Origin of the sequence: Streptomyces sp. NPDC093801 (assembly GCF_040701585.1) — a bacterium.
Taxonomy (GTDB): domain Bacteria; phylum Actinomycetota; class Actinomycetes; order Streptomycetales; family Streptomycetaceae; genus Streptomyces.
Genome location: NZ_JBFBDP010000077.1, coordinates 1 through 10859, shown reverse-complemented (window position 1 = coordinate 10859; position 10859 = coordinate 1). Strand labels below are relative to the sequence as shown.

At 66.9% G+C, this 10859-nt stretch carries 11 protein-coding genes and 4 pseudogenes; 7 read left to right on the top strand and 8 right to left on the bottom strand.

The window, feature by feature from the left end; genetic code table 11:
• Positions 1-83, top strand: a pseudogene (locus AB0469_RS40560) (IS5/IS1182 family transposase); the annotation flags it as partial.
• Positions 84-90: 7 nt separating this feature from the next.
• Here AB0469_RS40560 and AB0469_RS40555 read toward each other — a convergent pair.
• The 3 genes and pseudogenes from AB0469_RS40555 to AB0469_RS40545 all read right to left on the bottom strand — a co-directional run.
• A pseudogene (locus tag AB0469_RS40555) lies at positions 91-1158 on the bottom strand (IS30 family transposase); the annotation flags it as partial.
• Between the two features lie 67 nt (positions 1159-1225).
• Positions 1226-2145: pseudogene (locus AB0469_RS40550) on the bottom strand (IS3 family transposase); the annotation flags it as partial.
• 123 nt (positions 2146-2268) lie between these two features.
• Complete coding sequence (locus tag AB0469_RS40545; protein ID WP_366456632.1) at positions 2269-2580, bottom strand: ribosomal protein L7/L12; 312 nt, start codon at positions 2578-2580, stop codon at positions 2269-2271.
• 69 nt (positions 2581-2649) lie between these two features.
• On the opposite strand from AB0469_RS40545, the gene AB0469_RS40540 reads away from it, so the two are divergent.
• Positions 2650-2928 carry a hypothetical protein gene (locus AB0469_RS40540; RefSeq protein WP_366456631.1) on the top strand — a complete coding sequence of 93 codons (279 nt, stop codon included), beginning with the start codon at positions 2650-2652 and terminating at the stop codon, positions 2926-2928.
• A complete protein-coding gene (locus tag AB0469_RS40535; protein ID WP_366456630.1) occupies positions 2925-3716 on the top strand; it encodes a Tn3 family transposase in 792 nt (263 codons plus the stop codon). Before AB0469_RS40540 ends, AB0469_RS40535 begins: the two co-directional genes overlap by 4 nt.
• Before the next feature lie 19 nt (positions 3717-3735).
• Here the strand turns inward: AB0469_RS40535 and AB0469_RS40530 are convergent, their stop codons facing one another.
• The 3 genes from AB0469_RS40530 to AB0469_RS40520 form a co-directional block, all read right to left on the bottom strand.
• Positions 3736-4464, bottom strand: coding sequence for a TetR/AcrR family transcriptional regulator (locus AB0469_RS40530; protein WP_366456629.1), 729 nt, complete (start codon positions 4462-4464; stop codon positions 3736-3738).
• Between the two features lie 101 nt (positions 4465-4565).
• Positions 4566-5108 (bottom strand): hypothetical protein, encoded by a 543-nt coding sequence (locus AB0469_RS40525; protein WP_366456628.1) that lies wholly within the window; start codon positions 5106-5108, stop codon positions 4566-4568.
• Positions 5105-6415: a hypothetical protein gene (locus tag AB0469_RS40520; RefSeq protein WP_366456627.1), complete on the bottom strand. Its 1311-nt coding sequence runs from the start codon at positions 6413-6415 to the stop codon at positions 5105-5107. The genes AB0469_RS40525 and AB0469_RS40520 overlap by 4 nt, the downstream gene beginning before the upstream one ends.
• Before the next feature lie 271 nt (positions 6416-6686).
• Between AB0469_RS40520 and AB0469_RS40515 the strand changes: the two genes are divergently transcribed.
• Positions 6687-7754, top strand: a complete 1068-nt coding sequence (locus AB0469_RS40515; RefSeq protein WP_366456626.1) for a tyrosine-type recombinase/integrase — start codon at positions 6687-6689, stop codon at positions 7752-7754.
• Between the two features lie 195 nt (positions 7755-7949).
• Here the strand turns inward: AB0469_RS40515 and AB0469_RS40510 are convergent, their stop codons facing one another.
• Both AB0469_RS40510 and AB0469_RS40505 read right to left on the bottom strand, forming a co-directional pair.
• Positions 7950-8261, bottom strand: a complete 312-nt coding sequence (locus AB0469_RS40510; RefSeq protein ID WP_366456625.1) for a ribosomal protein L7/L12 — start codon at positions 8259-8261, stop codon at positions 7950-7952.
• A 242-nt stretch (positions 8262-8503) separates the two neighbouring features.
• Positions 8504-8734, bottom strand: a complete 231-nt coding sequence (locus AB0469_RS40505) for a hypothetical protein (RefSeq protein ID WP_366456624.1) — start codon at positions 8732-8734, stop codon at positions 8504-8506.
• A gap of 728 nt (positions 8735-9462) precedes the next feature.
• Here AB0469_RS40505 and AB0469_RS40500 point away from each other — a divergent pair.
• From AB0469_RS40500 to AB0469_RS40490, 3 genes and pseudogenes are all read left to right on the top strand, one after another.
• The gene (locus AB0469_RS40500) at positions 9463-10026 is read left to right on the top strand and encodes an SUKH-4 family immunity protein (protein ID WP_366456623.1); all 564 of its coding nucleotides are present in this window, start codon (positions 9463-9465) and stop codon (positions 10024-10026) included.
• 326 nt (positions 10027-10352) lie between these two features.
• Positions 10353-10448 (top strand): annotated as a pseudogene (locus AB0469_RS40495) (transposase); the annotation flags it as partial.
• A gap of 70 nt (positions 10449-10518) precedes the next feature.
• A complete protein-coding gene (locus AB0469_RS40490; RefSeq protein ID WP_366456622.1) occupies positions 10519-10776 on the top strand; it encodes a helix-turn-helix domain-containing protein in 258 nt (85 codons plus the stop codon).
• Positions 10777-10859: the final 83 nt, after the last annotated feature.

The following is a 10859-nucleotide window of genomic DNA, read 5'->3' as shown; positions in this document are numbered from 1 at the left end:
GCATCTTCCGCAAAGCCCGCTGCAGCCCCAACCGCATGACGGCCATCGCCGCAGCCGTCCTCACCCTGGAGCGTCAACGCTGAAAATGCTCAGTGATCTCCACAATTGCTCGGGCAGGGTGCCGACCGTCGCCGTCAGCGCGTTCTTCATCGTCACCGCCCCGTAGCCGGCCAGCGGCGGCCCGTTCTTGGTCCGGGGAACCGTGCCGTAGCCGTCCTCGCGGGGCAGGTGGACGAGCACCGTGAAGCGGGTGGTGCGCTCGACCAGCGTGCCGATCGCCGATCGCTCCAGTCCGATCAGAAGATCGCCCTCCCAGTGCCCCGGGACGGCCCGGTCGTCGGCCTCGGCCGACCGTTCACTGATCAATACCTCGGGTGTGACGTGAGCCCACGCCTTCCGTTTGGACCGGGCACGGGGCACCCGAAGGGCCCTGCCGGTGCGCAGGCAGGCGACGAGCTCGCGCTTGAGCGCTCCACGGCCCTCAATGAACAGGGCCTGGTAGATCGCCTCATGGCTGATCCGCATGGACCCATCATCGGGGAAGTCGACCTTCAGCCGGTTCGTGATCTGCTCCGGACTCCACGCCATGACCCACCGGCGGTCGCCACGGTGCGGCTTGTTTCGGCCCTTCCACTGCGGGCCCTGCGGCCCCAGCATCGTCCCGTCGGGGCGGCTGACCTGGCCGGAAAGCCTTTCCTGCACGTATTCCCGCAACCGGTCGTTCGCGGCCAGTTTCGCTGTCTTCGGGCGCCGGGCCACCAGGTCGGCCTTCCACTGGGCGACAGAAGCCCGGTAGTCGAGCCGGCCGCCACGCGTTGCGGCATTGCGCCGCAGTTCCCGGGACACCGTCGACGGATCGCGGCCCAGACGTCGCGCGGTCTCCCGGACACCGATGCCCTGCGCTTTTAGGATCGCGATCTCTTCACGCTCGTGGAAGGACAGGTACCGGCCGGACTGCGGGGCAAGATCCATTGGTGGCATGCCGCCACCGTGGCGGAACCATCTTCCCCCCGCCGCTTGGGATACGCCGACCGCAGCTGCCGCCTCCTCCGGGAGCAGTCCCCTCGCGATCTCCCGCCAGAACTGACGTTCTACTTCCCGCCGAAGCGCCGGCGCACCCGGCGACTTCATCGGCGACCGCCTGGTCAACGCCGCCATCCACCCTGCTGGCCTGCCCATCAACACCTCCGAGGACGAGGTGTTGCAACGACCGGTTGAATCCGCCTTGGGCTCCTCTGTCGGTGTGGAAAACGACGCCGTTCACCTGGCCGCCACGCGCGGCAACCGCCATCTCGATCGCGTCGGTGACCAGCGAGGTGCGCATGTGGTCCGCGATCGACCAGCCCACGATCTTCCTCGAGTAGATGTCGATCACCGTGGCGAGGTAGAGCCACGTTGCACCGACGGGTATGTAGGTGATGTCACCGCACCACTTGGTGTTCAGCGTGTCCGCGGTGAAGTCGCGCATCACCAGGTCCGGCACGGGCGGCGCGGTCCTGTCCGCGATCGTCGTCCGCTTCTTCCTGCGCACGTGCCGGCCGACGATGTGGTTGACCCGCATCAGCCGCGTGACGCGCTTGCGGTTGATCGCATGTCCGCGGGCACGGAGCTCGGCGTGGACGCGCGGGGCACCGTAGGCACCGGCGTGCTCGGAGTGGATCGCACGGATCTCGGCCACGGTCCGAGCCTCCACGGCCCGTCGCTCGGCACGGTCCTGCTCGGTGGCCAGATGCCGGTAGTAGCCGGCGCGGGACGTTCCGAGCACCCGGCAGATCCGCTTGACGCCGAAGTCGGCACGGTTGTCGGAGATGAAGGCCCAGCGGCGGGAACTCACTTCACCTCCCGGGCGAAATACGCGGCTGCCCTGCGCAGAATCTCGCGCTCGAGGTGCCACTCCTTCTCGGCCTTGAGCAACCGGGCGTTCTCCGTCCGCAACCGGGCCAGCTCCTCCACCTCGCTGCCGCCCGCGTCGCGGCGGCCGGGCACGGACTGGGCTTCCTCCTTGCGGACCCACGTCCGCAACGACTCCGCAGTGATACCGAGATCCGCCGCCACCGACGCGTACGTCCGCTTCCCGGCAGCGGCACGGTAGAGCGCGACAGCGTCCTTCCTGAACTCCTCCGGATACGGAGACCTACGTCCCACCTGGACATCCCTCCCTGGACCATCAAGATCCATTGTCAGGGTGTCCACTCCAAAGGATCAGCCTCAGTCCCCGAACCCGTCACCGCCCTAGACAATCACCAGACCGCCTGAACTGGCCGACCCTCAAAGCGCGGCCGGTGGGCAACTTGCCCGGCAGGCCTCGGCAGGCCATGGCCCCTTGCACGGGGCCGGGTCGATGGGGCCAGCCCCCCGCGTGACGATGCGGTCGCACCAGTCGCACACCACCGTCGCGCGGGCGCCCGCGCGCTCAAGGACCCCGGCCGCCTCGTCTGCGACTTCGAGCCAGTTGGGTTCCGTGACCGCTACCGGCGCGCTGTCGAGTAGAAGTTTGCTGTTCCAGAGACTGAGACCGGTGATCGTCCGGATCGCACGGACCACCTCCACCTTCCGGTCACCTGCCTCTGTCAGCAGCACACGGAAACCTGGCTCTTCCACACGCCCTCCCCGGCTACCCCAAGCTATCCAGGTAGTAAAGCAACTGCATTGGCTGGCGAAGGCCCCCGGACCCCCGGCCCAAGCCACGAATCCACCCCCACCGAGCAGAACGCCGCCCCTCAACGGGCGGCCCCGGACACCGATTTGCAGAGCCTGGAGGAACTCCCCGGTGAGCTCGGCGCGCAGGAGCACCTGGTCGCCGTCGACGAGTACAAGGGCTGGCCGATGTACTCGACGGAGGCGGCGCGCGGGCTCGATGTCGAGGTGATCCGTCCGATCGTCGCCAAGCGGGTGGCTTGGGAGGAGGCGACAACACCTCCGAGGTGAAGCCGACCACGGTGCACGCGGATACCCAGGGCCAGTCCCAGCCGGTGTTCGCACTCGCCCACCTGCTGGGCTTCGATCTCATGCCCAGGATCAGGAACTGGAAGGGCCTGACCTTCTACCGGCCCAGCAAGCAGACCATGTACGTGCACATCGACGCCTTGTTCGGGGAGCCGGGCAAGAACATCATCGACTTCGACCTGATCGAGTCCCAGTTCCGGCACCTGATGAAGGTCGCGGTCTCCGTACGGGAGGGGGCGATCTCCTCCTCCACGCTACTCAAGCGGCTGCGTTCCGGCTCCAAGAAGAACGCCGCCTACGCCGCCTTTCGCGAAGTCGGCCGCGTGATCCGCACCGTGCAGCTGCTGCGCTACCTCTCCGATCCGGCGCTTCGCCGGCGGGTGACCACGGCGACGAACAAGACCGAGTCGTTCAACCGGTTCTCCCAGTGGATCGGCTTCGGCAACCGCGGCGTCATCGCGGACAACGACCCGGTCGAGCAGGAGAAGGCGATGAAATTCAATGCTCTGCTCACCAACGCGATCATCTTTCACAACGCCCTGGACATCGCGGAGATCGTCCGCCAGCTCATGGAGGAAGGGTGGGAGATCGACCCGGAAGACCTGTCTCACATCTCGCCGTACCTGACCGAGCACATCAACCGGTTCGGCGAGTACAGCACGCATGAGCTCGGCATCCAGCCCGAGGCGTACGACCCGAAGCTCGACGTCGACTTCACCCTGCTGCGCGAGCCGGACTCGGCCCCGGCAGGCTTCGGCCAGGCCGCCTGAAACGGTGATTAGCAGGGCGCTACGCCGGTGCGGTTGGGGGCCGGTACTCCGCCCCCAACCCCATCGTGGACATCAACTCCAGCATCAGCAGCTCAAACATCGGCTCCTGGTCGATGATCATGGGGGCGAAGTGCTCGAAGACCTCCAGCGCTACCGCCCCGTAGATCGAACGCCAGCAGGAAAGCATGACAACAAGGGCGCCAAGTGGCATCTCCACCCCTGTTGCGCTGCGGTACGCCGCCATCTGCTCTTGCAGACGCGGATCGAGCTCGCTGTCCACCAGGATCGGATATGGCCGAGCACCCCAAAGCTGTACGAAGACAGGGCCCCACACTCCGGCGAGCTGGCGGACCCACTCGTTGCTCATGTCCTTCTGCGCGTCTCCAGCCGCGGCCGTCGGCGTGCCGAACAGTAGGTTGAATTCTTCGCGATGGGCGAGAGCCCATCGGCGAAATACGCGCGACGGGGCGATCAGGCGAGCCGCAAAGTCGGTTTCGTGTTCCGCATCGACTGCGTCCTGCAACTCGCGCGCGAGATCCGTGACGATGTCACGAGCCGTGTGCCGGACAATGTCCGTCAGATTATCGAAGTGGCGGTAGAGCGCGGCAGGGGTGACATGGACTCTCCGTGCGATCTCAGCAAGGCTCAGAGCATCTACCCCGTGCGTTGCGATGATGTCGCGTGCAGCAGCCCGCACGTCTTCCGACATCTGGATACGGAGTCGGTCGCGTCGCATCAGCGTGTTCATCTTCCTGCTCTTCCCAGGACTCCCGTACGGCCACACGTTCGATATCGTGTCGCATGGTACAGATTGTTGGGCCGGGTGCTCCGCAGCCCGGCCCACGGCAATCAAGCCAGGTTCACGGCTGCGACGCCTGCCGCGATGTAGAACACCATGAACAAGACTGGAATCCACAGCTCTACCAGCGTGAGCGGGACGTACTGCTTGATCGTCTTTCCGTCACCCAGTTCTGACCACTCGGCGTCGTACACGCGGGCGGGGAGCCGACGTTCCAGCGCGCCGATTACCTTGTACTTGGCTGAGTTGAGCTGCCGGTAGGAGGCGATGAGGAGCAACCAGGCCCCGCATTGGCCGACGGCGATCAAGGCAAATATGATCAGCCCCCAGGTCGGCACCCCCTTCAGAATGGTGCCGCCGACCGCACCAGCCGTCGTCAGTAGGGCAGCGTTGACCGTCAGGAAGAACGTGTTGGTCAAACTCCTGCGGGCGCTGACCCGGTCCGCCATTTCCACGTAGAGCTTGTACTGCTCCAGGACGGCCGCCTGGTACTTTTCGCTGGCCGTGTTGTAGTCCTGCGAGCCGACACGGCCGTTCCACAGCCTTGTGTCAAGCTCTGTCGGGACGTCGGGGCCGTGCTGGGCAGGGATCATGCGGACAGCCCCTCCGCCGCCTCGGTCTCCGGCGGTAGCTCTCCCTCGATCTCCCGCACCCTGATGTCAATCCTTCCGGGGTTTTTGCGGGAGGGGCCGACCTCCTCGATGCAGACCAGAACCCGCCTGCCTTCTTGCAGATGGCCGGCATCAAGTTCCTCGCGGAGCGGTTGCGACATCTTCCTCGCGTGCAACAGGGCAAGCGTTGGCAGGTCCGGGTAGTCATCGAGCCTCACGAGCACGAATCCGTCATTGGGGACCATGACGGTGGCACCCTGCCGTTCCCCGACCGAGGGGTATCCATCCATCGAGGGAGGCGGCATGGGAGGGGTGGCGGGAGCTGGTACACCAGCCAGCTGGTTCGTGAGCGCGATGTCGATTTTCTGCCGTGCCCGGTCGACCCACTTGATCACGACGGGCACTTCATCGTGTTCCTTCAGCCCAGCCGCCTGATGGCTCGGCATCCGCGAACGGCCGCCCCCGGACAACTCGACCCAGACGCCGGCACTGTTCACCTCGTACACGCGTGCAGTGAACGTGCGGCCTCGTTGGTAGGTCTGCTCCCATTCATCCCACGGATCCGTGCCTTCTTGCTGGGTGAAGACCAGCGAATTGTCTCGATACACGAAGAAGCCGGGGATCGGCTTACCGATGCGGAACTTCTGCGACATGTGTTCCGGGATGACGTCCCTGTAGCTCATGTCGGTCTTGTACATTTCTGCACAACGTCGCGGATTGTGCAGATCTCGAACCCTGATGTGGTCCTCAAAGACCTCCTCGACCTTGGCTGTGGCACGCAGCCGATCTTCCGGAGTGTAGGGTCGCAGATCCATCTCCGGCTCACGTCGGTGCTGGCGCAGGGCCTCAATCTCGGCGCGCAGACTGGTCCGCAGCTCAGCCAGACCCCTGATGGTCCACTCGTACCACACCACGCGGAACTGCCCCTGGACGTTGCTCGGGACCAGGGCTCCCTTATGCGCGATCACGACGAGCCGCTTCCTCAGGCACATCGCCCACGCGAGCTCCATGGCCACGGAGGTCGACGGGACAGACAGGTCGACAACCACGATCCCCGCTCGGTCGATGCCGGACCAGGCGACATCCAGCGCGCTCTCCGTAGTGCCTGCCACCTTGTCGGCGCGCTCGGCACGAAGGTTCCAGTTCCTGATCCAGTCTTCGAAGTGACCTTCGTACAGGTCATCGAAGTTCTCGATGCGGCCGTTCGGCAGTTCCTTGTCCTCGTACGGCATCGCAAAGAAGACGAGGTCCTCCTCGACAGCCCCGCGACGCAGCAAATCTAACGTCAACTTCCCCTCCCAGTGCTGATGGATAGTTACAAAGTAATGGCGGTTTACGTCTCGTACCACCGCTAGCGCAATATGACTCGCCAGTAACCAGGAGCCCGGCCTTCAGCCTTCCGATGTAACTGCCGCAGTAAATGCCGGATTTACTGCGGCAGTGCCGATACAGTCTCCGCGGTACCCCGCCAGTGGCCTCGAATGTTCGACCAGGCGTGATCGCCGGCGAGCAGGGCGAGGTGTACGCATTTACTGCGGCAGATCCGGAGGGAGAAGACGGGTGGCGATCGAACGGACGGCGCCACTGGGGACTGGGGGCGCGTTACGGGTGCCGCGCGCCCGGGTCGTGCCGCTGTCTGCCCCGCCGCCGTTGTACGAAGCGGCGGTCGAGCGGTACCTCACCGGGGCCGGCATCGCGAAGTCCTCCGCGCGGATCTACCGGATCTCGCTCACCACCTGGGGGTGGATGCTCCGCGGGGAGCCGGCACCAACCGGCCCGGCCCGCCGGAGCGCGAAGCCCGCACCCTTCGACCTGACCACTGTCGACGACCCCGCGCTGCCGCCGGTGCTCGCCGAGCTCGCCGCAGCACGAGCGGACGAGATGGACGCCGACACCGTCAACCGCGAACTGTCCATCGCGCGCAAAGCCATCGGCTGGTGGCAGGCACAGGGATGGATCGAAGCCGACCCCACGATCGGGATCGAGCGCCGCCCGGCGCCGCCGGACCGTACGAAGGCACTGTCCAAGCCGCAGATCACCGCCCTGTGGGCGCTGGACGCGTCCGTCCGGGAGAAGACGTTCTGGAAGCTCCTCTATGAGAGCGCGGCCAGAGCCGACGAGATCTTGTGCCTGAATGTTGAGGAGCTGTTCACCGCCGACAAGCGCGGTCGTGTTGTCTCCAAGGGCGGTGCGGTTGAGTGGATTCACTGGCAGTCCGGCACCGCTCAGCTCCTGCCCCGCCTCATCGCCGGCCGCACCCGCGGCCCGCTCTTCCTCACCGACCGCAAAGCCCCCGCTCGCACCCCGACCCTGGACGTCTGCCCGACGACCGGGCGCGCGAGGCTGTCCTACCGCCGGGCGGAAGAGATCTTCGAGGAGAGCACCCGGCTGTTGGCCAGTCCCCTCGCCAGACCCGAGGCCTGCGACGAGCTGGAAGGCTGGACGCTCCACCGTCTCCGCCACAGCGCCCTGACACACGACGCGGAGGACGGCACCTCAACGCCGATGCTGTTGGCCCGCTCTCGCCACGCCTCCGTACGATCCCTGGAACGCTATGCCCGCCCCGGCGTCGATGCGGTGGCCCAGCACGTTGCCGAGCACGACCCCGCTGCGCGACGGAAGCGGTAGGGCTTCAAGATCATCCCATGGCCCCTTTTGTACTTACCTCGGCGATACCCCGGGAACGGTCGAGCCGGGCCGCTGGGTCCTCAATCAGACCAAGAAGGCCAAAACCAACCGGCGGGCGGGGAGACCCGTGCTCAAGCCGTCCCCGAACCCGTCACCGCCCTAGACAATCACCAGGCCGCCTGAACTGGCCGACCCTCAAAGCGCGGCCGGTGGGCAACTTGCCCGGCAGGCCTCGGCAGGCCATGGCCCCTTGCAGGGGGCCGGGTCGATGGGGCCAGCCCCCCGCGTGACGATGCGGTCGCACCAGTCGCACACCACCGTCGCGCGGGCGCCCGCGCGCTCAAGGACCCCGGCCGCCTCGTCTGCGACTTCGAGCCAGTTGGGTTCCGTGACCGCTACCGGCGCGCTGTCGAGTAGGACTTTGCTGTTCCAGAGACTGAGACCGGTGATCGTCCGGATCGTACGGACCACCTCCACCTTCCGGTCACCTGCCTCTGTCAGCAGCACACGGAAACCTGGCTCTTCCACACGCCCTCCCCGGCTACCCCAAGCTATCCAGGTAGTAAAGCAACTGCATTGGCCTTCGCCGGCCCCCGGACCCCCGCTCCCCCGGCACCGCCCGGCGCGGTCAGGTCGTGAGTGGTGCCTGCCGTTCGCGCCGGACGGCACCGGGGCCTGGTGCCGCGGGTGTGGCCGTCGGCCAGCAGCTGCCTGGTTCGAAGGGGCTGGTCGCGGCTACGGCCCGCAGGTCAGCGGGATCTGGGCTTGGCCGTGGCTAGGGCGATCCACTGGCGCAGGGCCTCGACTCCGGCCTGGTCGCGGGTGGGTTGTACGGACAGGGTGGATGACGGGATGGAGCCCGCAGCCCAGCCGCGCCAGCCGGAGCGGCGTCCGGCCTTGTACGCGGGCTCGACGTGGCCGAGGACGGCTCCGCCTTCGGTGACGACTTCGTAGTGGCGGGTGTCGCGGTCTCGGAGCACTAGATGTGCATCGGCGATGAAGGCGCGGGCCTGTTGTGATCCGGCACCCGTTGAGGCCGTGGATCTCGTCGTCGCCGGTGCCCACGCTCACCCGGCCGGGCAGCAGGCCGTGCAGCAGGCTGTCCAGGCTTGCGTTGCTCTCCAGGTGGAGCCTGATGCCGTCCGCGGTGGGCTGCACGTACTGGATACCGAAGGGGAACTCGAAGAAGTTCCGCTGGGAGCCGAGTACCCAGTAGAACACTTCTGACTCGAGGAGGAGTTGCTCGTGATGGGCGGGGGCCGGGATGAGAGGGGCGTGCCGGGGGAGGCCGGCGACGACCTCGCACGCGAGCTGCCGGGGGGCACCGGTGTACAGCGCGTACGTCCGTGCCCGGCTGCTCATCTGGGTGGTCGCCATGGATTCAGGCACCTTTCGCTGCGCTCCGTCGGCCCGCGGAGCGTGAGGAAGAGGCACTGGTGTGCGGCATTACGGTTGGTGAGATGAGATGGGGCGGGCCGAAGCCGAGCTTCTTCGCCTCCGCCTAGAACCAGTGGGCCGAGGTTCGCGTGAGGAGCAGCAGACCGATGCCGCAGGGCGCCACCCTGTCCATCGAGCGCGGTTCCATTTGCCGCGCCGCGCCGCCAGTCGTCGGTGCAGGACGCGGAGCAGGACAAGGGGCCCACGCGGCGAAGCAGGCGGCGAAGAAGCCCAAGGGCATGTAGGGGTGGAACGACAGGATGGCTGACTGGTGCTGGTAGGGATTGACTGGCCGCTGCTCGTGGAGCAGGCGGCGCCCGGTGACCTGCTGAGGTTCCGGCCCGAGGTGGCCGCGGAGCTCTGGGCGGGGAACGAGGAGGCCGTACAATTCGTGACCGAGGTCGGGGTGCCGTTCTCCAACGGGTTGTTCCGGATGCTGGAGGAGCTCGCCGACCGGCGGCCGGAGAACCCGGACCGGGCGTTCGCCAAGCCGCTGACCGAGTGGTCGGTCGAGACGGAGCACGGCCGGCTGAGGCAGCTGGGCGAGCTGTACAGCGGCTTCGTCTACCTCAACCTCGACGACGGCACGATCTGGGTGTGCGACCCGGACGCCGACGATGAGTACGAGCTGATCCACCGGGACATCTCGTCGTTCTCCTACCTGCTGTACAAGATCGAGGCGGAGAAGCCCTCGCCCGAGGAGCGGCCGACGCCCTACGACTGGGCGGACGCGGAGGAGTTCGTCCGGGAGGGCATGAACCGCTGGGACGACGTGCCGTTCGGGGACGGCACGCACTTCTGGGAGGCCTTCATGGACTCCTACCACATGATGTGAGAGGGCTGGTTCGGGCGTGAGCGCGCAGACGGACGACGAGCTGGCGGCGGAGCTGCTGGCGGGCCACGCGGACTGCGGGCGCTGGCGATCGCGCCGGCCGGGCCGCTGCGGCATCCGGGACTGCCGGTGCAGGTGAGACCGTACTTCCGGGCCACCGAGGAGGGCGGCCCGCTGGCGGTGGCCGGGGCGCGGACCCGGCTGGTCAAGCGGAGCCGGACCTCGGCCGCCAGGCGCGCCGGTGACGCAGAGCGCAGCCGGGCCGCGGACGACAGGCACAACGGGGCGGCGCAGGCAGCAGACCGTGACCCGGCAGGCGGGACGATGGCGACGCAGTGGACGCGTTCATCATCGCGGACGCGGCCCGCGCGATGCCTCACACGCTGCGGGCGATCAACGGCGAGGACGAGACCATCGCCGAGCTGGAGCGCAGTCCGAGCGGCCCGCGCACCTGCGCCAGCCTCCCCCGCCGAACCGGGGCCGAGGCCACGGGCTATGAGTCGGAGGGTGGGCTCCGTTCCCGCACTCGCTGACCTCGCCACCTTCCTCCGCGAGCAGCGAGCGAAATCCAACGTGAGCTACGCCGTACTGGCCAAGTTCACCGCGCTGTCCGAGGCCACGCTCAAGCGCGCAGCCGCCGGCTCGACCCTCCCTGCGTGGACCGCCGTCGAGCAGTACCTGCGCGCCTGCGTGGTCAAGAGGTCACAACAGCCCCACATGATGGACTTCGGCCGCATCATCTCCTCAGCTTGATCTTTATCCTCGCTGCTGTTTCAGGCGGATGTGTTCGGTGAGGGTTTCGGCTCGTTTCACGGTCTTCCCGGGTTCGTGTCGTG

Excerpts from the sequence above, each read along its gene's own strand:
- AB0469_RS40525 (WP_366456628.1), bottom strand. The coding sequence starts at position 5,108 with ATGATCCCTGCCCAGCACGGCCCCGACGTCCCGACAGAGCTTGACACA.
- AB0469_RS40530 (WP_366456629.1), bottom strand. The coding sequence starts at position 4,464 with ATGAACACGCTGATGCGACGCGACCGACTCCGTATCCAGATGTCGGAA.
- AB0469_RS40490 (WP_366456622.1), top strand. The coding sequence starts at position 10,519 with ATGAGTCGGAGGGTGGGCTCCGTTCCCGCACTCGCTGACCTCGCCACC.